The organism is Hungatella effluvii, from assembly GCF_003201875.1.
In the GTDB taxonomy this organism is placed as follows: domain Bacteria; phylum Bacillota; class Clostridia; order Lachnospirales; family Lachnospiraceae; genus Hungatella; species Hungatella effluvii.
Window position 1 is genome coordinate 40,229 of the sequence record NZ_QJKD01000005.1, and the last position, 25,805, is coordinate 66,033.

Here is a 25,805-nt window from a genome sequence, read left to right on the forward strand (position 1 = left end):
CTATCTTTTTATATTTATTTCAGGTAACTTATACAGATACTTCAGAGGTGTTTTTGTAATGATCAAGATTAAAATAAGCTCAATCGTCACGATTAAAACTAATGACAGAAGTCCAAATAGCAACTGGCCGCATGAACCGCCAAATGTTTTTAATAAAAACAGATAGACTGCATAAGTAATATAATATTCCTTATGAGTTGTCATAATTATTAACGAATTCTTTCCCAAAAATGAGAAAAGAGAATCCAACCATTTAACGTAACTAAAAATGCAGGATAAGGCTAAGGCAAATACTACACCCGACATGGAACACACAAAATATATTGCCGGATCCCCTATTTTCAGTATGTGAATATCTGCTTCATAAAAACGGACAAAATATTTATTTATAAAAAACATAGATAAAGAACCAACTATCACAGTAAACAAATGTTTTCTACTCTTAACCGACAGCTTATAAAAGAACGGTGAAATATCATATCCAATTGCTATAAACCCTGCTGCGATAGAAGAAGACAACATGAGCATTATCCCTTCAGGTAATTCACATTTTTCAAAAAGCCAGCTAATATATACAGCAATAACCCCCATACAAATTGCCCACTGAATGCCTCCAAAACGCCTAAAAATTTTTGAATAAGCAAAAGCAATCAATTCAGCAAAAAACAATACTGGCAGAAACCAAAGAGTACCTACCCCTTGAAAAGTAACTGCTTCTATTACCGCACTAGAAACCCTGTCCGAAAATAGTGAATTATCTTTCAAAAGTGAAATAAATACCATAAAAAGAATAAATAAAATACTCATAGTGCCATATGGATAGATAAGACTTTTAATTTTTTTAACAGCAAAACTATAAATAGTTTCTTTTTCATATTTTTTCTTATCACTCCCAATAATAATTCCAGATATCACAAAGAACGTTACAACATGAAAAGTTTCTCCGACCAAAAAGACAGCCCCGCTTTGAAGATGCACATCTATAATCATTAATATAGCAATGCCTTTTGCAACATCGATTGTTCTATTTCTATCCATACATTTCCTCATAATGAATCTATAAAGTTCAAAAATGTTATATTAGAGAAATCATTTTTATATCCGTAATCTATTTCTTTATGATTTCGCACAAAATCTATACTAATTTGATTTATATTATTAAAAAAATGGATCCTATTTTCATTGTAATAAGGAAGCCTCACTATCTCTTCACAATTAGTAATTAGTTTTTTATTATAAATAATTGCATCCATCATTCGATAGGTCCTTCCTTTCGATCCTCCCTGGAGTATTTCAAGCAGACAATTTGAAGCCGCCTCACGTGCTAAACACTCCGAATAAGGAAGAAACTTATCGCCATAAATAATACCATCAGCCCTTCTTTGATCATTAGGTACCTCTGTTACATAAAAATCACAAATAAGCCCTGCTGCAGTCATTCTTTTATATATGTTCCTTATATCATCCAATCTGTCTTTAGCCGCTCCAATAAACACTAAATCACTGTAAGGGTATTTTTTTAGTTCTTCTTTAGACGGGGGCGCATATCCGACCGGGTGATAAACAAATCCATACGTCTCAGCATCTGCCTGGTTATAAACAATGATTTGATCAAAATCTTTTTTTATTCGTTCTATCTTTAATTGTTTATTGTATTTTAGGTCTTTTGCCACAATATCATGGAAGTGCAGAATCAATTTACAATTAAAATAATTTTTTCTAAGAAATTTTATAAGCTGCCTGTCAGACCATGGAGGTGACATAATCACAACAACTTTTTTATCACTTTTATATCGCAATAATTTTTTATACCAAATATTTTTTAAGGGCAAACTTATAAATTTGTTTGCTTTTAAAGATAAATGGCCTTTGGAAAGAATATTTAACACTTTGTTTTTAAAAAGCTTATGTTTATTCACTAACTTCACATTATTCAGCATTTGAAGATCCAGCATTGTAAACTGCGACATTGGATCGCTAAGAAGATATATGTAAGTTGTTTCTCCATTAATCATTTTATCTTCCACCTGTCCTGATCAATTTATTGATAAATAAATTAATACTACTAATGGCATATTTTTTATAGAATATTATATTAATTCCAATGCATTCAATGCCACATATAAAAGTGATCACAATTGCCACGCCTATCCACTTAATATAACTGTCAACATTAATATTAATGAAAGAAACTGAAAAGACCATAATAAAAGCAGACATACTGTCTGCTAATAATTGTTTAAAAAAGCTGCCTGCTTTAATATATATAATATTTTTCATTAAATAAAATGCCAGGTATAAGACACGATAAATCATTGAAACCAGTGTACCAATTGCTACTCCTACCAAGCCAAATTTGAACACCATAATCACAGAAATCATGATATTAACAACCGGCTCAATGATAGCGCTTGCTTGAGTCTCTTTAAAATGCCCCGCTGCCTGAACAACAACATTATATGGCATCTGGATGCATCGCGCTGCAATAGCAATAGACATGATGAGAGCAAAACCAGGAACTATATAATCATTAGCATCTGAGATCCCATTTGTATACACTTGAATAAATGGTACAACGAGCAAACCAGTAATCGTAAAGATCAACGTTGTTAACGTATGCATTACCCACTCAAACTTTTCAAAAACAGCCACTAACTCTTTTTTTTCATTTCTAGCCAACATATTGCCAATCAACGCGGACATACCGGCAGTCAGAGAATATACGAGGCCCCTCATCCCGTTTATCACCATAAAATAAACACCATACACACTAACATTTAATAGTGTAGAGAATAACGTCAAAATTATAGTATCTGTTTTTTCCTGCACTGTACTAGCCAGATGCTGAGCAATTCCATTCCACTTTTGTTTAATAGGCTCATCCTTATATTTAATTTCTAAATTAAGAGCATAATGCTTTTTCACATAAATCGTCAAAAAGAACGGTCTTGCAACAAATATAATTGCAGAAACTAATTTTACGGTATGAATACTATATCCCCACTTGATAAGAGCCACCGAAATTAACGTATTCAAAACTAGTGTTACACTATTAACAATAAATGATATGTATTGCTTTTGATCTGCTTTTAGTAAAAGCGAATATGTAATTCCAAAAAAGTATTGGGCAAATATACTAATAGATACAATGCCTATTAATGATGCAGTAAATGTAAAGTTAAAAGAATCCTTGACTAAGTTGGGATAAAAAGCAATTAATGCTGCTATGTAAATCAGCATTAGAATTCCAATAAATCTATAAAATCTTTGCGCAGATACTACAATACTGCTAATTTTGTTTTGATTATTTTCGGCCAGGGGTTTATATAAACTTGCTGGAACAACAGCTCCCATTCCTAATTCACATAAAGAAATAAACCCTAAAAATTGTGAAATGGAAGATACCAGCCCATTTGTATCAGATCCAAAATATAGTAATATGTATCGCGGTAAGATAAAACCACATATTATAGTTAATATCTCAAATACTATAGACATTAATGTATTTCGTCTAAGGTATATTTTTCTCATTTCGTTCATAATATTCCTCTATTGCTTCTTTAAAATTATCCAATCACCAAGTTTTTTATCCCATGATTCTGGATGAAATGCCTCAAATCCACACCCCGGAAAAAACGTCAACTCACCAAAATATATTCTCCCATTAATCTCATAAAAATCAACTCTGATAAATGGTATATTCCGGGATAATTGTTCTGCCAATTCTAACATCTGATTATAATTGGCCGGTTTAGGTATCTCTTTTTCGCTGACTTGATAGGTTCGTGAGAATGGCATAACATTCCAATCTCTATCAAAAAATGTAACACGCAAATTACCAGAAAATCTTTCTGTACATACAAAACTACATTTTACAACTCCGTTAAAGCACATAAATTTGTAGTCTTTTAAGTCGGAATCTCCACAGTCATCAACCATAAATTTTTCTGCTATAATTTTAGGTTTAACATTTTTATATGGCCATTCTCTTCCATACCAATAGAAATTATACTTTAATGCTGCGTTAATTTTCTGCCTGGCCTTTTCCTTATCAAAATTATATTTATCTTTACAAATCACAACACTTGCACTATCATGTGTACATTTCAGTACAAACTGATCCGGTAGCTGCTCAAATTCAATATCATCAAATTTGTCCCAAGGGCCTCCTGCCAAAGGAATTAAATACTCTTTACCTATTGTTTTAGAGATATACTGCCGAACCGCATATTTATCTACCATTATTGTATACTCTGGTTTATGATTATAAATTTTTAACCATTGCAGCTTCTCATTAAATGTAACCGGATTTTTTAAATTTAATTTTTTTTCTAAATGTTCATAATATCGAATAGATAAATACCAACTAGCCGGAGTAATGCTACGTATAACAGGTTTATTCAGAAACCAGGCTAAGTAATGCTTTAATCTTGTTTTTATCATTTTTTTCCTTCCTAATTTATAGGTGGAAAAGTGGAACTACTGCTGTTTCCCACCAATGCCCTAATACTAATTGTCTAAACAGGGAGGCTGCAACAATAAGAACTGAAGCTCCAGTTATTTTGAATCGCTTCCGCTGCTTCAATTCAAATTTATTATATCCGCCCGCAGCAATTGTTACCATCGATGTGGCTGTAATTAATCTCATGAATGTTGTAGATATCATAAATAGCGGGTAAAATATCACCTGCAGAAGATTAAAATAATACAGAACATCTGTATATTGTTGATTTAATAAACTTGTTTTTTTAGACTGTTTTTTTATTATAAAAGCTAGATATAACGATAGTAACTGCATAATTACCGGAATATAAAATCCTCCCTTCGTGCTTAATGACAAATAGTCATCCATTTTATCAGAATCTATAAAAGAAAATATTCTGCTTAAAAATTCATTAGCACTTCCACTAAGTCTCAAAACAAAACTTAATATCAGGGAAGCAATTACCAGAACTGGAATTATTCTATGACGTCGTATATGTGAATATATATTTAAGCTGCATTCTTCCATAGAAGCAGGCACATCTGTATTAATAAGTGCAAATAAAATAAATGCATAATACATAACATGCATTCCCCCTGCAATAGCCGTTAAAAATATATATAATAGTTTATTCTTTCTTCCTCCGCGCAATAAAAAACCTGACGCTAATAAGTAGATGCAAAATCCGTAAAAAAACTTTAAACCAGTATACAAATTTACAATATAATACATCATAAAAAAAACAAGAAAATGATGAGGATTAAATTGATGAATTTTTATAGCAATTATTATTATTAAAAATGCTCCCGCTAAGGTAATCCACCACCAGTTAACAAAACTAATTTCCGCAATCTGACCTAATCGCATCATAGTTAAAAATAAATAATAGAGAGTAAAAGATTTATCCCACATAGGATTATAATAAGCGTATTGAGCATTATAATTTGATAAATCATATGTATTTAAATATTCACAATGGCTGCATAAATAAAACAGAAAGCCAAATGTTATATATACCATTGCCCATTTTACTTCTCCGTTAATATCCTTTACAAGATGATATAATACTAATAATACATAGATTCCTATAAGGATATATCCCATCCACCTACCTCCCATATATAATCATGAAACTTAATTAAACAGGTATGCATCTATTCTGCAAAGCTCATAAAAAACCTTGTTCGTCGTTCAACTAATGTACTTCTCTGATATTTCAAAGCCTCATGAAAATTTTCGAAAGCCAGTCTTTCCATAATACAGCATTCCGATCTCATATCTAACAGCAGGTTACTAATTTCCTCCACTTCTGTCTTAGAGTTAGTAAAAATATACTTATTATCTATCAATTCTGGTATACCAGCTGTCTTAGCACCTATACAAGGTATTCCTCTGCTCATTGCTTCAATCATTGCTCTTGGCAGCCCCTCCTGTCTGCTCGGTTGTGCATATATATCTATGGAATCGAGCCAAGTAAAGACTTCATCATGAGGCATTTGCCCTATGATCTTAATTTGATCCGCTACGTTATTCATCTCCGCAACTTTTTTTAAGTAAGTTCCTTTTCCTCCCCCGATGAGTTGATACTCAAAGCAATCAATTCCCTGTTTTTTTAGCTGCCCCAGAGCCTGAATTATATATTGCTGGCCTTTATACAAAACATCTAACCCCGCAGCCGTACCTATAATTAACTTTGTATTCTTCTTATATTCCGAAATTTTCTTCAGTCTGCTTATAAGAACGTCTGTAGTTGCTGGTTGAAGTTCAACATTAGAACAGCCAATACTTTTTCCTTTCGTAGGATATCTTTTTTGAAGAAAATTATTTGTTACATATAAAACATAAGGAGCATTCCTTATCTGCCTGCGCATCATTACTGCCGAAAAAGGGGCTACTAATTTACCTTTAATACTGTAATTCCAATAGGAGTCCCACGGACAGCCGACGACTTCAACTAAATACTTTTTTTTCAAACTTTTACACAAACCAATGCTGTAATTTCCTATTACACTCGGCAGCCGAATAAACACTAAATCGGCATTTAGAATTCTTTCCTTTAGTATTTTTTTTACCTTGTCAGTATTTATAATCATTCCGCTAAATGATGAAAGATTAGGACACTCTATTATGGATATCATTGGATTAGTCAGTTGGCTCATTTTTTTAATTGCTTGTTCTCTTGAAATGGGTCTTGTTCTTATGATAACCTCAAGTTCATCTGCAACGGCAAAATATCTTTGAAACATCTGGTCATTTAAAATACTATCAAAATAATCCCCATTTTCATCTTTATATAAAGGACCATCATAGCAAAATAATGCTTTCATTTAGTTAACTCCTTTACGATCTATTAAGTGTCTTTTAAGAGCCGTTTACGATCTTCCAGTATATATTGAAACAACTGTTCCTGGTTGAATTCTGTCATAGCAAATATGTAACCGTTTTGCCCCATTTTTTTTGCTTTTTCCGAATTTACATATAAAACATCCATAGCATTTTCCAGCGAATCAATATCTGCCTTTTTTACGATTATGCCAGTCTCCTGATCTTTCATTGCATCTATGGGACCTGGAATATCAGTAACAATAACAGGAACGCCCATAGCCTCTGCCTCAATGACACTCATTCCAAATCCTTCCCTATAACTTGGAAGAATATAAGTATCCATTGCTGCCAAATACTGTTCAACGACACTTGTATATCCTATATATCTAATTTGCGCGGAATTCTTTGACCACTGATACAATTCAGAATTAACATTTTCACCTATCTCACTTGGTCCAACCATCAACAAGTAAGTACAGCGATTTCTGCTGCTTATTCTTCTAAATGCTTCTAATAACTCGTTAATTCCTTTGTCACTGGTTATTCTGCCTACAAAACCAAAAACAAATGCATTTAAAGGAATATTCAATCCACTACGAATAGCAATTCGATACCTCTCTTTATAAGCAATATTAAACTTCTTTAAATCAACACCGCAGGCGCTTCCATTCCAGATCACAGCACCTTTATGTTTCGGGTATAATCCTATTTCATGTGCATATGTTAAGTTGCTACTACTGTCTGGTTCAATCCATGTAGAAAGTGAGCATACAAATTTTTCTTCTATTTCGAATATTTTTCGCTTCAGTCCATGAAATCCAATAAAGGCCATCCCCCACTGACAATATAATCTAACAGGTACTCCTGCCACTTTTCCAGATATTGCAGCATATAAAGAGGCATTAGGCGTTGAGTACTGAATCAGATCAAATTTTTCCCTTTTAAAAATTTTACACATCTCAATTATTGATTTAATACCTGAAAAACTGATTCCACGTTTCATAGTAACCGGGAAATAATGAATATAATCTGGTAAATTCCTTGCAAAATCAACATCATAACTGCAAATAAAACTAATATCCCAGTCTGTATTTTGATGAATGTATATCGCCGTGTTTATAACAAAAGATTTTAGAGTCAATGGTATGGTTGTTATAAAACAAATTTTTTTCATCTAATTCTCCTTGCAGGATTTCCAACATACGTCCCCCGCTCATTTATATCTCTAATAACGACAGCGCCAGCACCAATCATACAATCGCTGCATATATACAAATTATTAATAACACAACTTCCTATGCCTAACCAAGTCCTGCTTCCTACAATTACACTTCCTGCAATATGTGCGCCAACTGAAATATGTACATAATCACCGATCTTATCATCATGGTCAATAGATGCGCCAGTATTTACTATACAGCCCCTTCCAACCACTGAATTGGAATTAATCACTGCACCAGCCATAACTACTGTTCCTTTACCAATTTCAACATTTCGGCTAACCGAAGCATTTGGATGCACCAAAACAGCAAATTTATATCCTTTAAGACTTTCCTGAATTTTTTGTCTGATGTTTGCCTTTCCTATGGCAATTATAAATTCTGAAGTTTCTTTATATAACCAGGCATCAGTGCTCCTTCCTACGACTGGAAATCCAGCACATTCAGTCAACTCGCTATCATCCAAAAAGACAATATTTTTATATTCATTCTTTTCTGCAATATCTGCAATTACTTTACCGTGCCCTGATGCTCCAATAATTACAAGTTTTCTCATATTCTTGATGTTCCCTTAAACTCCTCCATCGTAACAGATGTTTGAGAAGAAATACCTTCTCTCTTTATGAAAGCCTTTATAACTGTGCTGAAAATGATTTTCAAATCACCTAGAAAAGTAATGTTATGCACATACTCAACATCTAATTTAAATTTTTCTTCCCAGGATACTGAATTACGTCCGTTCACCTGGGCATGTCCTGACAGCCCTGGGCGAACATCATGTCTGTGTTTTTGCTCTTCGCTGTAAAGCGGCAGATATTTTACTAATAAGGGGCGTGGTCCGACCACGCTCATATCTCCTTTAATAATGTTAAATACTTCTGGAATTTCATCAAGAGAAGTCGCTCTCAGCATTTTTCCAAATCTTGTTAATCTCATTTCATCTGGCAGAAGTTTTCCATTCTCATCTTTTTCATCAGTCATTGTACGAAATTTATATAATTTAAAGATTTTCTCGTCTTTGCCTGGCCTTTCTTGAGTAAATAAGATTGGACTACCTAATTTAATACGTATTATAATAGCTAAAATAATATATAACCAACAGAAAACCGTAAGTGCTGCAAATCCGCACAAAAGATCAAATGGTCGTTTAAAATACTTTTCATATGGCCTATGTAATTTTTTTACTTCATATCCTGTCCTCATATTTACTACCCTTCAGTTTTACAAAAATTACTGAAAACAACTGCGAATAATAGTTATAATTACATCTTGTTGTTCTGGTGTTATCTTGTTATCCGAAGGTAAGCACACTCCTCTATTAAATATATCCATGCCAACATCCATACTACTGCCTTCGGCATATGCGTTTGTTCTTGCCCTCCCATTTCCTTCTTGAGTTATGAAACCGTTCATACGGTAAAGCGGCTGCATATGCATAGGTTTCCAAATTGGCCGGCCTTCTATATTATACTCCATCAGTTTCTCCAAAATTTCTGTAGGACAGCTCTTACCATTTTCTCTAACATACAAAGCCTCTGTTTCACCTCTCACCTGCTTACTCATTGCACATTCATTGATAAGGATACAAGACAACCAGAAATTTGGCTCAGAATTTTCACTGTCATAGGGATTCATTGATACTGGAATATCTTTAAAACCTTCTTTATACCGCATATAAATAGCCTTTTTCTGTGCAATATGTTCCTCAAGATATGGCAGCTGTCCCCTGACAACTCCCGCTATAACATTACTCATACGATAATTGTATCCCAACTCCTCGTGTTGATACCAAGGCGCTTTTTCACGGCTTTGTGTCGACCACTTTCTTACTTTATTTGCTGCTTCCAAGTCATCAGTAAGAAGCATGCCTCCACAAGATCCAGTAATTATTTTATTTCCATTATAGCTAATACAGCTAAACTGGCCAAAGGTACCAGTCTGTTTTCCTTTATATGTAGCTCCAAATGATTCTGCTGCGTCTTCTAAAATTAACGCATGATGCGTTTTACATATTTTCTTTATTTCATCAATTTTGCCTGGAGTACCATAAAGATGTGCAACCACAACAACCTTGACGTCCGGATAAAGATCAAATGCTCTTTCTAAAGCTACCGGATCCATATTCCAGGTATCACGTTCCGTATCAATAAATACAGGATCCCCCATTTCATATACAACAGGATTAACTGTCGCATCAAATGTTAAATCGGAACAAAACACTTTTTCTCCTGGTTTTACTCCTGCGAGTTTTACTGCCAGATGGAGTGCCGCTGTACCAGTCGATAGTGCAACAGCATATTTGCAGCCGGTTTTTTCCTTAACAATGCGTTCTACTTCATTAATATTTTCACCAATAGTAGACATCCAATTTGTTTCATAGGCTTCCTGCACATATTTTATTTCTTCTCCATGCATAGTCGGAGATGAAAGCCATATTTTGTTTTCAAATGGTTTTATATTTATTAATCTTTCACTATTCGTCGTACACTGAAAATCTGCATTACATTTTTTCATCATTTGTTTACCTTTATTTTTTATTGTTCAGACTTATTTTTCTACCTTTGTTACTATTTCCACCCCTAACCTTATATCCATAATTCGTCCAAACATCTCCGTCTGAATAATCGCCATACGCTTATGTCTATCAATAAATTTTATTTCTCCTACCAGTTTAGTCATCGGACCAGAGGTAATAATCACTTGTTTTCCTGTTATATATCCTTCCGATACTTTCAACAAATGATTATCACCGCCGGTATCTCTTAAAAACTTCACTTCTGAATCTTCCAGTGGTACAAATTCGCTTCCCATGCCAAGTATCTTTGTAAGTTCTGGAATCTTTTTCAAATTTTTAAATAATTCATGAATCTGCTCCGTAACCATAAAAATATAGCCTGGAAATAACCGCAGCTCTTCTTTATGCCACATTCCCTCATAGCGGCGTTTTCTCTCATACATGGGAACAAAACACTCTTTTAATATGTCATTCCCTATTTGTTTACGGCAAAGTTCAGCTACTATATGTTCTTTCCCTGCACGAACCTGAACTGCATACCATTTCTGCTTTTCCATAAAATAACCCTTATATGTTTACATCTCTACACTTTTTAAAGCCAGAAAAAGGCAGGCTTCGCCATCTCATAGAAACTGCGTATTAGTATACACTCTCTATGAGTAATTATTTTATATAACAGGTATTGGCAAAAATGCGCAAAGGCGACAACTTCTTCCCAATATCTTTTGTAATTACCTTTTATTACTTTATATAAAGCATAGATATTTCCAGAGCACCATTAACCTTCTGATTCTGTTTTTTCTGCTGCAGCAACTTGTTTTTTTACAACAGTGCCTTCTAATTTGTAATTATACTCAGGCACCAGCTTATGAACCATTGCTCTCATATCTTTTGTTTCCATCCAGGCAGCTTCATCGAGTTTCTTTAACTCGTCTTCAAACCAGGGATAATCAATATCCATCGGATGTCCGATAAAAATCCTTTTATTTTTGGTATCCTGAAGCCCTTCCTCTTCCATTAATAGTTCCTCAAAAAGCTTTTCACCTGGTCTTAAGCCAGTAAACTGAATTTGAATATCTTTATAAGGTTCATATCCAGATAAGCGGATCAAATTTTCAGCCATGTCCAATATCTTCACTGGTTCCCCCATATTAAGGATAAAAATTTCTCCCCCTCTGGCATAGGCACCCGCCTGCAATACCAGGCTCACGGCTTCTGGGATTGTCATAAAGTAACGAATTATATCTCTATGTGTTACTGTGACAGGTCCCCCTGCCGCAATTTGCTGTTTAAATAGCGGAATTACGCTTCCATTACTACCTAAAACATTACCAAATCGGACTGCCACAAACTCAGTATCGCTTTTCTGATTACACATTTGAATTACCATTTCACATAACCGTTTACTCGCTCCCATGATATTTGTAGGATTTACCGCCTTATCCGTTGAAATTAAAATAAAACGTTTTGTCCCATATTTAATTGCGGCCATCGCAGTTTTATAAGTGCCAATCACATTATTTTTAATCGCTTCATTTGGACTGTCCTCCATTAGCGGAACATGCTTATGGGCTGCTGCATGATATACTACGTCTGGTCGATACGTACGAAATAAGAAATCCAGACGATTTGTATTTCGTACCGAACCAATTAATACAGTCAGATTCAGCTCCGGATAGTTCCGTTTTAACTCCTGTTGAATCTCATAAGCATTATTTTCATACATATCAAATATAATCAGGTGCCCCACTCCATGCCCAGCCAACTGTCGGCATAATTCGCTTCCAATTGATCCGCCGCCTCCTGTAACCATGACAACTTTGCCTTTTACATACCCCATAATCTCGTCTAAATTAACTTTGATAGGCTCTCTCCCTAAGAGATCATCAATCTCAACATCTCGAAGTTTCGCAATACTAACCTCACCACTCATTAATTGGTATAGACCTGGAAGTATTTTCAATATACATTTTGTTTTCTGGCAAATTTCCAGTATTTTTTTTCTTTCCACACCTGTTGCTGTGGGAAGAGCAATATATATTTCATCTATTTTATACTTCTCTGCCAGTTCGGGAATTTCTTCCCTCGTTCCGCGAATAGGAACTCCATTAATATATTTACCTATTTTATTATGGTCATCATCAATAATGCATACTGGTATTCCTGATGCCCTCTCACTGCTGTTTAATTCTTTTATTAAAAGGGTACCCGCTTGCCCTGCACCTACAATCATTACCCGTTTTTGCACTGCAGCATCTCGTTTTCGCCCTATATGCCTGCCAGCCAACTGCAAAGCCCTGTAACTCATACGGCTTATACCAATAAATGCTGTCATGAATAACAGCCACAATATATGGTAGCTTCTAGGAACCACAATATTAAGAATATTCATACCTGCAATCTGCAAAACACAAGTCACACTGCAAGCCGCCACAATATATTCCATTTCTATAATTCCGGCACTGCTCCATACTATGGAATATAAGTGAAACAATGAAAAAACTATAGCAGTTGTCACTGTTAAAATACCTGCATATGACATCATTGCGTCAACGTACTGTAAAGGAATGGATTTTGTGGACAAATCAAACCGGATCCAAAGAGCTAAAAATGAGCAGATCTGAATCATACAGATATCGTAGATAAGAAATAATACCGATCGGAACCATTTATTTGCTATAATACGTGTCTTTATCATTTTATCCCCTTCGTATCCTACTTGCGCCGTCTGGAACGCTTTGCCTGTTTTTCTTCGCTGCTGACAGACGCCGTGTTCACTTCCGTATTTTTTCCACTCTTTTCTGCCTTATCACTGCTGCCGCTGGCCCCATAACCGTAATACTTCCCATAGTACTTACTGTAATACCCACTGTAATAGCCTTTATTCTCCTGGTCCACCTTGTTAAGAACCGCGCCCAGGATCCGGCATCCGCTCTTCTCCAGCTGGCCTTTTACCTTTTGAACCATCTTATAGCTGATGACTCCGCTCTCCACCACGATAACGGCTCCATCCACATTTCGCGCAATGATCGCCGCGTCAATGACACTGCCCAGAGGCGGGGTGTCGATCAGTATGTAATCATAGTTTCCCCGCTGTTCGCTGAGCATCTCCTCAAACCTGGCATTTCCCAGAAGCTCCGCCGGATTTGGCGTGGATGGGCCGGCGAAAATCACTTCCATGTTTTCTATGTTTGTGCTGTAAGTGACATTTTCGGCGGATTCCTGGCCTACGAGATAATGGCTCAGTCCTCTCGTCTCCCGGTCGACGCGGTAATGGCCCATCAGGACGGATTTGCGCATATCTGCGTCCAGCAGAAGCACCCGTTTCCCATCCTCGGCAAATGATCTCGCCAGCTGGAATACGACTGAGGTTTTTCCCTCGTTGGGAATGGTGCTGGTAAACAGGATCACCCTCTGGTCATCGCCGCAGAATGTGATATTGGTTCTCAGCGTTTTGAACGCTTCGTTTGTCCGGAAATCCAGCTGCGGTATTTTCTTAAATTCTACCTTCTGCATTTACTCCACCGCCCTTCTTCCCCATTTGCTTTTCTTCTTTTTTCTTCTCTCATTTTCTTCAAATTCCGGTATCTGCCCCAGCGTGTTGAGGTCAAGATAGCGCTCAATATCTCCTGCATTTCGGATGCTGTCGTTCATCAGATACAACAGAATGATAATGCCTGCCGCCGCGATTCCTGCCGCCAGCCCGCCGAGTACCGTATTCTTTCTTACATTGGGACTGGAAGGCACTGTGGGGAGATTTCCCTCTTCTACGATTTTTGGCGGCGCCGAGTCCATGATCTCGGCAATGCGCGCTACCGACACCGATGCCATCTCATCGGCAATGGCCCGTGCTGTCTCTGGATTTGTATCCCTGGCTGAAATAGTCAGAATTCTCGTATCGGCCGGATTGTTGACCGTAATTTTCCCATTTAACTGCTGATAACTCATGTTTAATCCCAGATTCTTTGTCACCTGCTCAAGAACCGGGCGGCTGGTCACCAGCACCTTATAATCCTTTGTCAGCTGTGTTCCCAACTGAAGATCTGACAGCGATGTAATATTGTTTGTCTTGTTTAATATGTAAATCATGGTGGAAGAAGTGTAAACCGGTTCCACCAGGGTTGTGGTGTACAGCATGGCCGCCGCCGCCCCCACGACAACTGCCAGAATCATAATCCACAGTCTTCTTTTCATCACCCAGAAAAGCTGCAGCAAATCAATCTCTATCTCATCGTCTCTTGTATCTTTCATCGTTCTCCCTCTGAAATTCTTATAGTATCCGGCCCTCCAGCAGCCTCGCAGGATTTTCGTAGAGCACACGCTCCACAAGCCCGTGATCACAGTGGCGTTCCAGCCATTCCACCGCCTTTCTCATCCGCGGCGGTTTCCTGTCAGCACCATGTGCATCCGTGGAAATCAGCTGGACATAACCGGCTTTCATCAATTTCCTGTACCAGACCATCCGCACGTCCGGAATCCGCTGAAAAAAGCACTCCGTGTTCATCTGAATCACAATTCCCAAATCCCGCAGTTCCTCTATTCTCTCCACGCTCTGATACAGGCAGACATATCGCTCCACATGTGCCAAAACCGGGATATATCCCTTTCTCACCACGCGAGAAAGCCCCTGAAACATATCCTGGTATCTTACCCCCTGATAGAATTCCAGAAGCACGTACTTGGTATCTGCAATTGTAAATATCTCGCCCCGTTTTAACAGTTCCTCCACGCCGGAAACGTAGAGCACTTCGTTGCCGCAGTAATACTTTATGCCGTGAATCCCTGCATTTTCGGCGGCCTCTCTGACCTCATTTATTCGTTTTAGAATGACTTCCTTCTCTGCAGAAACCTTCCCCGGTGTATAATGAGGCGTAAATACGATATGGCTGATTCCTTCATCCCACGCCATCTGAACAGCACACAGAGACTCCTCCAGAGAAACGGCACCGTCATCTATTCCATAAAGCAGATGGCAGTGGAGATCAAATAGACCGAGCGGCATTTTGTACCCCCCCCCCCACGAAATGATTCCGATAATCATTACTATCTTTCTCTCTTCCTTTTCTCATTCCTCTCATGCCATCCTCCCGACTTCATCTTTCGTACTTCATACATTTTGATATATAGAATGCCATTGCTGACAAACAGCAGCCCATGCCTCCGAGTGAAAGCGCGCTGTATCCGGCTGAGATTGACAGATACCGTGCAAATTCATTCATATAGACCGGTTCTGTCCACACGGTTCCAGCCCCTCCGAATCGCCAGAGCAGAAGACCGCAGATGGCAAGGCCTAAAAATCCCACAAACAGGCTGGTTCCGATTCTCTTGACCGCCCGGCAACGGGAACGGCTCAGACAGATCAGTTCTGCGGTCCCCAGTGAAAAGACCAGAACAGCGCCTCCCAGTAAAACCGGCATCCAACGCACAAAATCCCTCGTCTTCTGGCGCCACCAGTCCATCCCCGCCCAGTGCACCAGATTCTCACACCGTGCCTCCAGGCCGTTCATCAGGTACTCCACGCCTGCGGCAGCCACTTCAGAATTCGGATATGCACGCCTGTAACCGGCAGTTACAAAAGACCGCAGCGGTTCCATCGCTCCCGATAAATCAGGCTGCGGTGATTCTCCCTCAAGCTCTGCTTTTACCTGCTGCCTGGCAGTCAGTACCACATTGGAATACTTGACCGTGTCCCCGTAATCATATTCAGGCGCCTGGATCAAGGACAGAGTCATGAATGTCTCCCGTTTCATATCGTCATAAACCGTCTGGTACCAGGAAGTCTTTTCTATCTGGTTTAACACCGCCTGTTCTGAAAATGCCCCAATGCGAAGCGATAGAAGCAGTCCTGAAAGGAAACAGGCGCCGGCCGTCATGCCGATTACAATCGTCTGCAGCGCTTTTCTCGCCTTGCTCCGGTGCTTTAAGCTCCGGTTCCCGGCAGTTTGAGCCAATGCCGTTATCAAAATGATGGAACACACGGCTTCGCACACCATGAGCAGGCAGTAAAGAGCCGGATCTAACAGACTATGCCACCCATTTTCTGTTCCAACTCCATTTCCTGCGTCCTCTCCTCCCGCCCGATTCCCTCCGAACCACCAACACCCCGGCAGCCGGAAAATAACGGGAGTACACTTATTGAACTTTTCATCAAGCTTATTGCCGGTCCACTCCTCAAATTGTTCGTCAGACTTCTCCCCAAGTTGTTTGTCAGACCGCTCCTCATCTCCTGGCAAGCCTTCCTGTCCAGAGTCATTTTCTTCCTGGGATCCCGCCTCTGATTCTATCGCTTTTATGGTATCTGCGGCGTTCTCCCCACTGCCTCCGACTTCATAGAGATAGCCTTCCGTCACACCGCGTTCCACATTGCCGTACATTTCTGCGGCCGCGGAGGCGCAGGTATCTGCGTTTAAGTCCACATCATCCCTGCACAGATATGCAGTCAGCTGGTCGATATATGTCTGCTTTGCCCGGTATTCTTTTCCATTCCACTCAAACGTGCCTTTGGCCTTTGCCACCAGCTCCTGCTCGCTGGCATTTAATCCGGATGCGCAGCCGGTCAACGGTGCGATCAAAACAAATATAATGGATAAAAGAAATGTAAAAAGGATTACTGATAAACATTTCGTTCTTTGAATCATCTCAGAGGACCATCACTCAATTAACAGCAACGGAATATACGAGAGTTCCGTCTTCATAACCATAGTCCAGCGTTCCGGAATAGGATACCGTCACCGTATAGGACCCTCTGGCCTGAGAAAAGCTTCCGCTTCCCGAAAAGCCCAGGCTTCTCGCCGCTCCCACCAGGTCGCCTGCCTCATGAACCACTGCGCTTCCTCCTGGACCGCTGATCGTTACTTCATTAATATATCCGGAAGACAGAAATACCTCAAAAACGGACTGGGCCGCCGGAAGTCCCTCCAGCATGGTGGAAACAGCAACAGGAGTCACGCTTATACTCTGTCCGCTGATCGAGGCGCTGACTATATGCTCGCTTCCGCTTGTCTGATTAACAGCGTCTTTGATGTCATTCTGGACAACGTCTCTGACCCGTACCTTCTCTTTGGACGAACTGTTGTCTGAACCGGACGTCTGGTTTCCGTTGGCAGACCACACCTGCGCCGTCTGAACCGGAGGCACCGATCCTACTGTTCCATTTTCCGTAAAGTGATAGATCACACCGTTAATTTCCTTATCTCCTGTAAACAGCGCTCCGCCCGGTTCCATATAATATACTTTCTGGTCTACTTTGATCAGGCCTGTCTGCATGGCTCCGCTGTAAGCGAGGAAATACCATTTCCCATCGGGATCCTGGTGCCATCCAGTCTTCATCGCCCCGGTGTCTGTTGCCAGGAAATACCACACGCCGCTGCCATCCTGAAACCATCCGGTCTGCATAATTCCATTCTGGTCAAAATGATACCAGCGCCCATCCGTATCCTGGAACCATCTGGCTGCCTGATACTGCCCTTCCACAGACATATAACGCCAGCCCTCCCCGGTTAAACTCCATCCCGGCGTCTGCGCGTAGACGGCTGCTGCCGCGCTGATACTAAGTCCCAGTGTAACAGCTGCAAGTTTCCATGTTTTTCCTCTCATCTTTTCTCCTCCTGATTAAAATGACCTGATTGAAATATTCTGTCCGCAATCGTCCTGTCTGCACTATTGGAATATTATGCCGCCTCGGCTTTCTGGTTCTGCCCGAGAAATTACCGCCCATGTTCGGTTTACAACATAATACACAATATGTAGTAAAAAAGGCCTGCGCTGTCATGTATTTACGGCCTTTTTCCGTATTTGGAATAAATGCCGCTGTCCGAGCGCAGACCTGATCCTATTCGTTTTTATTGCCGCAAAGCCTGACAGGTTCTAAAAAAATACCCTGTCGTATATTGACAACGAAACTTCGTTGCTGTATGCTTATCACAACATAATGTGTAATATGTAGTTTACCGTACTAAAATCCTTGACATAAAAATCTAAGAGTCGTATAATTGTCACAACATAATGTGTATTATGTTGTATTTTTATATTATTAGTCCCATTTCATTCAATTGTCTTTCATATTCCCAACTGCTCGTCATGGTATAGATCCTGGTTGTTTCGATGCTGCTGTGCCCTAAAATATCCGCCAGATGCACAATATCTTTCTGTTTTCCATAATACGTCCTTGCAAACAGGTGACGCATATTATGGGGAAATACTTTTTCGTGGGAAATCCCTGCTCTCTCACATATTTTGTTCATTTCAGTCCAGACATTGCTGCGGTCGATCGGCTTACCTGTCCGGGTTATAAAGATGCTTCCCGACTGGATGGCGTTATTGATACAGTAGTCTTTTAGTTTGTCCTTCAGCTTTAGAGGAATCAGGATAATCCGCTCCTTTCCTTTGCACGAGACGCTTGCATACCCCCTCTGCAGGGATTCTGCCGTTATATTGCGCAGTTCGCTGATGCGAATTCCGGTCCCGCAGATCGTCTCCATAACCAGGGCCAGCCGATCTTTCTTCTCACTCTGGGCCGCTTCGACCAGTCGAATGTATTCCTCTCTGGTCAGCTCCCTGTTCTGATCGGTAAAAACGCGTTTCTGGATCTTCAGCAGCCTGACACGGCATTCCTGCCTGTCGTAAAATGTAAGGAAGCTGTTCAGCGCGGTTAAAAAGGAATTCACACTGGAAGGCTTATATCTTCCTATTAATTCTGTTTTGTAGTGCATAGCGTTTTCTTTCGTTATCTTGTCTCCCGTTCCCCCACAGGTCTGCAAAAAATCCAGAAATTTACCAGCATCCCGTACATACTTACTGACTGTCGACTTACTTTTCTCATTGTAGATGAGATACCTTCGATACTCTTCCAACATCATATCTGCATTCATTTCCGTCTCCATCTGTCTTCTCCTTTTCAATTTTACGTTTTATGCACTATTATTACCGATACCAAAGAAAATATTATCTGTTAGGAGACCAGAAAAAAAGTGTTTCATCCATTTCCTGTAAAAATATGAACATAATCATACCGGCTGATATGTCGCCCGAAACTCAAACCGTGGATGGAAACGATGCAATATCCCCAAAACCATTGACTTTCCACTCGGAATTTGATAAATTTTTATTATTAAAACATCCTAATTCAGCGCAGCAGCCACAAGGAATTTCAATACCTGTTCGGGCTTCATGCTGATTTACCTGCTTACAATATGAATGAATGGAAAGGTGAAGATACTCATGATGAACGAGAGAATACACGATGAATTCCTGAAGATACTGGCTGAAGAACTGATCCCCGCCATGGGATGCACCGAGCCCATCGCACTGGCCTACGCCGGAGCCAGGGCCAGAGAGGTGCTGGGCTGCCTGCCCGACAGAGTCATCGCTTACTGCAGCGGCAACATGATTAAAAATGTCCGCTGTGTCACGATTCCCAACTCAGAGAATATGGTCGGCATCGAAGCCGGCGTCATGCTGGGAATTGTCGGAGGCAATGCCTCCAAATGTATGGAAGTTTTAGAAGATCTGACAGATGAGGACCGGAAGACGGCGGCAGCTATGCTGAGAGACGGAGTCTGTACCGTGGAATATCTGGATTCTGAGATTCCGCTGCACATCATCCTGGAGCTGCATAAGGACGCTTCCGTTGTAACGCTGGAGATCCGGTATGACCACACCAACATCACGAAGATTACGAAAGACGAAGAAGTGATTTTCAGTTCAGACCATAAGGAAGGCGGATGCAGTCTGGCGGACCGCAGTCTGCTCTCCGTGGATAATATTAAGGATTTTGCAGACCAGGTACCGCTTAAGGATATCCACGAGCTGCTGGACCGGGTCATCATTCATAATATGAACATTGCCTATGAGGGAATGGCCGGAAGCTACGGACTCGGTATCGGAAAGATCATCAAGGAATCGTACCCGGACGGCGTGGCTGTCCGCATGAAGGCCTACGCGGCCGCCGGATCAGAGGCCCGAATGGGCGGCTGTGACATGCCGGTCATGATCAACTCCGGCAGCGGAAACCAGGGAATCGCCTCCTCGGTCCCCGTCATTGTCTATGCAAGGGAAAATAATATCTGCCAGGAACGTCTATACCGGGCTCTCGCATTTTCCAGCCTGCTGACCATCTACCAGAAGGAATTTATCGGCAAGCTGTCTGCCTTCTGCGGCGCCGTATCCGCTTCCTGCGCATCGGGAGCTGCCATCACCTATCTGGTGGGCGGAACCCTGGAACAGATTAAGAACACCATCGGGAATGTCTTAGCCAATATCCCGGGCATCATCTGCGACGGAGCCAAGATCTCCTGTGCCGCCAAAATCGCCACAAGCCTGGATGCCGCCATGATGGCCCACTATCTCGCCATGAACGGCAGGGCCTACCAGGCAGACAGCGGCATTCTCCAGGAGGACGCCGGTGAGACGATCAGCTGTGTGGGATACATTGGAAAAGAAGGCATGAAACAGACCGATAAAGAGATTATTAAGATTATGCTGCAGTAGTATCTCGCAGTATGGTTCTTCGCAGTGTAATTTAACAAAATAAGCGATTCATCTCCCACCTGTAGAGTCTGGGAGATGAATCGCAAAAACAAGTTCAGCGGCAGCGGCGGGCATATATCCCCCACTGCCATGTCATTCTGGGTGTTGTATTCTGGACTCAGAATGTGGATTGAAACAAACAAACACACACACTAATCTTCATCCAATTCCCGGTTAATCCGGTTTCTCATCTGGAGAATCCAGTAATCTGACTTCGGATACCGCTTAAAGGTGATCGGCTCTCCCAAATCCTCCTCCAGCATATTAACGACGTACTCTCTCCCCTTCTTATCGGCCAGCTGCTCCATGGCCCTCACGTCCTGCATCGTATGGCACAGGACCATCATGCGTATGGATTCCTCCGGTTTTCCGTCCGCTCCCGGATACACCAGGAATGAATCACCGGATGGGAATGCGCCGTCGGCATCCGTGGACCGGTAGGGATCCAGGGTCTTTAATGAGTACTGGGAATTATAAAAATTGTATCCCCAGTGAAGGATCCCCTCCATACCGTATTTAAATACCTGCGCGCCATAGATACGGCATCTGGCGGACGGCATGGCCATGAAGCGGTTGCTGACCAGATAATCCTGGGCTGTACAGTAATAGCTCCACAGAGGCGTAACGCCCGCTTCCAGAAATGGTTCCATATGGTCGTTGGAGCACACCGGACAGTCGATTTCTCCCTCCCTGCAGACCGCAAGGCTGGAGATGGCGTCCATGATGACGAAATCCTTCAGATACGGCGCCACGGATTCTCTCGCCTGCTTATAGGATAAGAGATGCTGCGGCTCCGGTTCATCGGAAATGTGAAATCTGGTTATCCCGGCAATGCCTAATTCCCGCAGCTTTTCCGTCAGCCTGGGGAGATAGGCCTCCAGGAATGTGGTGTAGCGTCCGCCCACGGCCGGATCATCCCAGCCGAACAGCTTTATTTCCTTCCCGTTCTCCTCGGCCATGATCTTCGGAGGATGACCGGCTCCCCACTGGGTAAAGAGATGGGACATTTCAAAACAGGTCATGCCGCAGGATAAGCACATGGCAGCCCAGCGCTCCAGCCTGGCAAAATCGAATTCATAGCCGCCCCCTGGAAGCACCTTTACCCCCACCAGCTGAATCGTGGTCCGCTCTCCGCCGGGCGCCGTGTCGAGTGGCGGGGTGAACTGCGGCGTCAGGATCATATTACAGCCCCTGGCCGCAGCCGCCGATATGAAATTCTCCATGATCCTCCAGTGCTCCTCGGAAAAGACAGGCACCTGGTAATAGTCGGCAAGGCAGTCTCCGTGGAACCATTCCGTGCGCAGGAGTCTCTGGGGACCGAGCACGGTCCGGTACACCTGTATGGAGGTCTCTCTCCTGCACAGCTCCTCACCCTCCGGCGAGGCAAATACCACAGCCACAGGAATTTCCCCGTGCGGTCCGTTCTCCGGAATCTCCACATCAATCCACAGGCTCTTAAACTGGCCCGGTGTGAAGGTAATGCGCCCTCCTGCCGGCTCGGTCAGCAGATCCGGATACATTCCCGGCTGTGTGCGCAGATAATTGCTGTCCGTGCAGCTGTTTACCGGGCGCAAGGATGGAACCGGGATGATCTCCCGGATACGGCAGTATTCTGCAGCCGGTGATTCCACCCGCACCACCGCATCGAAATTTCCCCGACCGCCATTTCCGCCGCCGCAGGTATACGCGGCCACGAAGCTGAACGTCTCCCCGCGGAGCATCGTAAATCCGGTACAGCATGGATCCTCTTCCGGCTCCTGTCCGGGAAATACCTTCGCCAGTGCGCTCATCAGTTTTATCTGGTATTCTCTGTTATCTTTCATCATACCTCCCCATACGCCTCATTTACTTCCGGGAAACGGGCGCATACCTCCCGCTGCCATCCATGCAGGAGCATCCGGAGCCGCGCAGCCATCTCAGGCATGTTTTCACAAATATTGTTCGTCTCACTAAAGTCCGCTTTCAGGTCGTAAAGTTCTCCGCGTCCGTCTTCGAAAAACTCAATATACTTGTAGTCTCCCAGAACAACGGAAGCGGCAGGAGTCCCTCCCTGGTTTCCATAGTGTGGGTAGTGCCAGAAGACAGGCCTTTCCGGCATGTGATTACCGGCCAGCAGAGGAACGATGCTTCTTCCGTCGATGGGAATCCCGGCTTTTTGCGGTACACCGGACAATTCCAGGAATGTGGGATAGAAATCCGGGGTCGTAACAGGCACGTCACACCGGCTCCCCGGAGCCACGTGGCCCGGATACTTAACGATCAGCGGAACCCTGGTTCCGCCCTCATAGACCCAGCCCTTTCCTTCCGAAGCGGGCAGATTGCAGGTGGGCGATCCTTCGCTTGTGGCGAGTCCGCCGTTATCAGAAGTGAATACCACCACGGTATTCTCCTCTTCTCCGCACTCAGAAAGCGCATCCAGCAGCCGTCCGATATTCTGATCCAGATTCCAGATCATTCCCGCGTAGGACGGATCCGACTGAATCACTCTTCTGACCACGCGCCGTCCCTTCTTATCCTCGGTATGGTGTAATTCTCCTTCCACCAGGGCCGTCTCCTGATCGAGCCCCTGCTCTCTCGCCTTCTTCTCGAAGCGCTCCCGGTCCTCATCCTTCACCTGTATCGGTGTATGTACCGCGTAATGGCATAAATTCATGTAAAATGGCTTCCTGCTTCCGCCCGCCTTCCGCTCTTTCAGCAGGCGGACCGCCTCATCCGTGATCCGGTCTGTCAGATATTCCCCTTCCGGCCCTTCGGGAAGCGTCTCGATCCCATAGGGGCTGAAATATCCTTCGTGGGGATGGCCCCAGGAACAGCCGCCTATATTGACATCGAATCCGAAATGGTCCGGGTAATATTCTCTTCCTCCCAGATGCCATTTCCCCACATGCCACGTTTCGTATCCCGCATCCTTTAACGCCTGTGCGATTGTATACACCCCGTCCGGCAGATGCTTGATATACGGAGCATCAATGAGTTTTCCTTTTAAGGGGTGAGAGGTTCCCTCCATATCGATCCAGTCCGTCACCCCCAGCCTGGCCGGATACTGTCCGGTTAAACAGCTGGCTCTCGATGGAGAGCAGACCGGGCAGGACGCGTAGGAATTGGCAAATACCATCCCCTGCCTGCAAAGCCGGTCAATGTTAGGCGTCTCATAAAAGGTACTGCCGGTACAGGCCAGATCCCTCCAGCCCATATCGTCCATAAAGATAAATAAGAAATTCGGTTGTACTGCCATGATTTCTCTCCTCCGTTTTCAAACACGCACTACTTTACGTCCCCACCGGGCCATATACATCTGTGCGTACAGCGTAAAGGCCGGGTCTGCAAAGCTGTCCCGATCCTGTCACACCTTCCCTTACCCCGTCGATCGCAGGATCCACATACTTGAGAAACCACGTTTCCATCTGCTTCTTCAGCTCCAGAACCTTTGCTTCATACTCCGAAAGCCCGAAGAGGTTTTCTGTCTCTCCCGGGTCGTCGGTCAGGTGATAGAGTTCGTGCGTTCCATAGGGATATCTGTGGATATACTTCCATTCTCTGTTCCGAATCATCCGCACCGGGCCATATTCGTCAAACACGACGATCTCGCCCGTCCGCTCCTGTTCCCCGCCGATAAGCAGGCTGGAAAAGCTCTTCCCCGGAAGGCCTTTGGGGAACCGGTCAGACAGGCCGGTCAGTTCCAGCAGTGTGGGGAACAAATCATACGCACTCACTATCTCACAGCATACACTTCCCGGAGCGATATGGCAAGGCCAGGATATAAGAAACGGCACTTTGACTGCCGAATCGAACATATTCATAGGAAAGGTTCCGTTTCCCTTTCCCCAGATTCCGTGCTGCCCCATGCTCATGCCGTTATCCGCGGAGAAAATCACGATGGTATCCTCTGTCAGATGCTTCTCTTCCAGGGCGTCTAAAAGTCTTCCCACCTGCTCATCCATGGCGCTGACCGCCGCAAAATAGCCCCGCAGATTTTCCTTTCTCTTTTCCGTACCGTAGACCGGTCCGGTCAGCAAATCGGGATGGTCCGGAATATCCGGAATGGAGGCAAAATCACAGTCCTCATAGAAGTCGATCCATTTGGCCGGATGGTGCTCCTTTCCCCATGGGGCGTGAGGCGCCGTAAAGTTCACAGCCAAGTAGAACGGTTCCTCCTCCTTTGCCAGTTCCTCTAAATAGTCCAGAGCCTTATCGGCGAAGAGCTCCGTCACGTATTTGCCGTGCTCCACCGTGATCTCCCCGTGATCCACAATGTCCGGATGGTAATAACAGCAGCCGCCCAGACCGATGGTGTACCATTTCTCAAATCCATGCTGGGGCGTCACGCTGTCCCCCAGATGCCATTTGCCCGCCAGAGCACAGTGATATCCGTCCTCCGCCAGGATGTCCGTATAGGCGGTCTGCCCGTCTAAATAAGCGATGGGCTTCCGCTCATTTTTGTAGCCGTCTGCGTAGGGATTCTCTTTTCCCTGGGCGGCAAATTTCTCCGCGTCCACACTTCCGCTCCGGATCCAGTCCAGGACACCGTGGCCCGACGGAATCTTTCCGGTGAGGAGTGACGCACGGGCCGGCGAGCAGACCGGCGAGGCGCAGAAGAAGTTGTCGAAGCGCATCCCCGAAGCGGCGATTCTGTCCAGATTCGGGGTATAAAGCTCGGGGGTGCCCGAGCAATGCATTGCCCAGGCCCCCTGATCATCTGTAAGTATGAAGAGTATATTTGGTTTCTTTCTCATCG

General features: G+C 42.7%; 22 protein-coding genes. 1 reads left to right on the top strand and 21 read right to left on the bottom strand.

From position 1 onward, the window contains the following. From DFR60_RS10705 to DFR60_RS10790, 18 genes are all read right to left on the bottom strand, one after another. Positions 1–1,038, bottom strand: a complete 1,038-nt coding sequence (locus DFR60_RS10705; RefSeq protein ID WP_167437574.1) for an acyltransferase family protein — start codon at positions 1,036–1,038, stop codon at positions 1–3. Between the two features lie 8 nt (positions 1,039–1,046). Then, positions 1,047–2,015, bottom strand: coding sequence for a WaaS/CpsH family glycosyltransferase (locus tag DFR60_RS10710; RefSeq protein ID WP_110322898.1), 969 nt, complete (start codon positions 2,013–2,015; stop codon positions 1,047–1,049). 1 nt (position 2,016) lies between these two features. Then, entirely contained in the window at positions 2,017–3,540 is a 1,524-nt protein-coding gene (locus DFR60_RS10715; RefSeq protein WP_110322899.1) for a lipopolysaccharide biosynthesis protein, read from the bottom strand. 9 nt (positions 3,541–3,549) lie between these two features. Continuing rightward, positions 3,550–4,443, bottom strand: coding sequence for an ATP-grasp fold amidoligase family protein (locus tag DFR60_RS10720; protein WP_110322900.1), 894 nt, complete (start codon positions 4,441–4,443; stop codon positions 3,550–3,552). A 16-nt stretch (positions 4,444–4,459) separates the two neighbouring features. After that, entirely contained in the window at positions 4,460–5,587 is a 1,128-nt protein-coding gene (locus tag DFR60_RS10725) for an EpsG family protein (RefSeq protein ID WP_167437575.1), read from the bottom strand. A gap of 50 nt (positions 5,588–5,637) precedes the next feature. Beyond that, entirely contained in the window at positions 5,638–6,810 is a 1,173-nt protein-coding gene (locus tag DFR60_RS10730) for a glycosyltransferase family 4 protein (RefSeq protein WP_110322902.1), read from the bottom strand. Positions 6,811–6,833: 23 nt separating this feature from the next. After that, entirely contained in the window at positions 6,834–7,982 is a 1,149-nt protein-coding gene (locus tag DFR60_RS10735) for a glycosyltransferase (RefSeq protein WP_110322903.1), read from the bottom strand. After that, positions 7,979–8,584, bottom strand: a complete 606-nt coding sequence (locus tag DFR60_RS10740) for an acetyltransferase (protein WP_110322904.1) — start codon at positions 8,582–8,584, stop codon at positions 7,979–7,981. Before DFR60_RS10740 ends, DFR60_RS10735 begins: the two co-directional genes overlap by 4 nt. Further along, positions 8,581–9,231 (bottom strand): sugar transferase, encoded by a 651-nt coding sequence (locus DFR60_RS10745; protein ID WP_110322905.1) that lies wholly within the window; start codon positions 9,229–9,231, stop codon positions 8,581–8,583. Before DFR60_RS10745 ends, DFR60_RS10740 begins: the two co-directional genes overlap by 4 nt. 27 nt (positions 9,232–9,258) lie before the next feature. After that, entirely contained in the window at positions 9,259–10,545 is a 1,287-nt protein-coding gene (locus DFR60_RS10750; RefSeq protein ID WP_243005041.1) for a DegT/DnrJ/EryC1/StrS family aminotransferase, read from the bottom strand. Positions 10,546–10,575: 30 nt separating this feature from the next. Further along, positions 10,576–11,100 (bottom strand): antiterminator LoaP, encoded by a 525-nt coding sequence (loaP, locus tag DFR60_RS10755; RefSeq protein ID WP_110322906.1) that lies wholly within the window; start codon positions 11,098–11,100, stop codon positions 10,576–10,578. Between the two features lie 221 nt (positions 11,101–11,321). Further along, on the bottom strand, positions 11,322–13,241 hold the full coding sequence (locus DFR60_RS10760; RefSeq protein WP_110322907.1) for a nucleoside-diphosphate sugar epimerase/dehydratase: 1,920 nt from the start codon (positions 13,239–13,241) through the stop codon (positions 11,322–11,324). Between the two features lie 17 nt (positions 13,242–13,258). Beyond that, entirely contained in the window at positions 13,259–14,059 is an 801-nt protein-coding gene (locus DFR60_RS10765; RefSeq protein ID WP_110322908.1) for a CpsD/CapB family tyrosine-protein kinase, read from the bottom strand. Then, positions 14,060–14,794: a YveK family protein gene (locus tag DFR60_RS10770; protein ID WP_110322909.1), complete on the bottom strand. Its 735-nt coding sequence runs from the start codon at positions 14,792–14,794 to the stop codon at positions 14,060–14,062. It lies immediately after the preceding gene. Positions 14,795–14,813: 19 nt separating this feature from the next. Continuing rightward, a complete protein-coding gene (locus tag DFR60_RS10775) occupies positions 14,814–15,545 on the bottom strand; it encodes a CpsB/CapC family capsule biosynthesis tyrosine phosphatase (protein ID WP_110323164.1) in 732 nt (243 codons plus the stop codon). Positions 15,546–15,636: 91 nt separating this feature from the next. Beyond that, positions 15,637–17,181 carry a hypothetical protein gene (locus DFR60_RS10780; protein WP_110322910.1) on the bottom strand — a complete coding sequence of 515 codons (1,545 nt, stop codon included), beginning with the start codon at positions 17,179–17,181 and terminating at the stop codon, positions 15,637–15,639. 16 nt (positions 17,182–17,197) lie between these two features. Beyond that, positions 17,198–18,139: a PspC-like choline-binding domain-containing protein gene (locus tag DFR60_RS10785; protein ID WP_110322911.1), complete on the bottom strand. Its 942-nt coding sequence runs from the start codon at positions 18,137–18,139 to the stop codon at positions 17,198–17,200. 428 nt (positions 18,140–18,567) lie between these two features. After that, the gene (locus DFR60_RS10790; protein WP_110322912.1) at positions 18,568–19,425 is read right to left on the bottom strand and encodes a tyrosine-type recombinase/integrase; all 858 of its coding nucleotides are present in this window, start codon (positions 19,423–19,425) and stop codon (positions 18,568–18,570) included. Positions 19,426–19,762: 337 nt separating this feature from the next. Between DFR60_RS10790 and DFR60_RS10795 the strand changes: the two genes are divergently transcribed. Further along, complete coding sequence (locus tag DFR60_RS10795) at positions 19,763–21,031, top strand: L-cysteine desulfidase family protein (RefSeq protein WP_055654662.1); 1,269 nt, start codon at positions 19,763–19,765, stop codon at positions 21,029–21,031. Positions 21,032–21,222: 191 nt separating this feature from the next. Here DFR60_RS10795 and DFR60_RS10800 read toward each other — a convergent pair whose 3' ends face one another. The 3 genes from DFR60_RS10800 to DFR60_RS10810 are packed head-to-tail and all read right to left on the bottom strand — an operon-like array spanning position 21,223 to position 25,803. After that, the gene (locus tag DFR60_RS10800) at positions 21,223–22,893 is read right to left on the bottom strand and encodes a DUF4091 domain-containing protein (protein WP_110322913.1); all 1,671 of its coding nucleotides are present in this window, start codon (positions 22,891–22,893) and stop codon (positions 21,223–21,225) included. Next, a complete protein-coding gene (locus DFR60_RS10805) occupies positions 22,893–24,305 on the bottom strand; it encodes a sulfatase (RefSeq protein ID WP_110322914.1) in 1,413 nt (470 codons plus the stop codon). Before DFR60_RS10805 ends, DFR60_RS10800 begins: the two co-directional genes overlap by 1 nt. 34 nt (positions 24,306–24,339) lie before the next feature. Then, positions 24,340–25,803 (bottom strand): sulfatase family protein, encoded by a 1,464-nt coding sequence (locus tag DFR60_RS10810; protein ID WP_110322915.1) that lies wholly within the window; start codon positions 25,801–25,803, stop codon positions 24,340–24,342. Positions 25,804–25,805 lie beyond the last annotated feature (2 nt).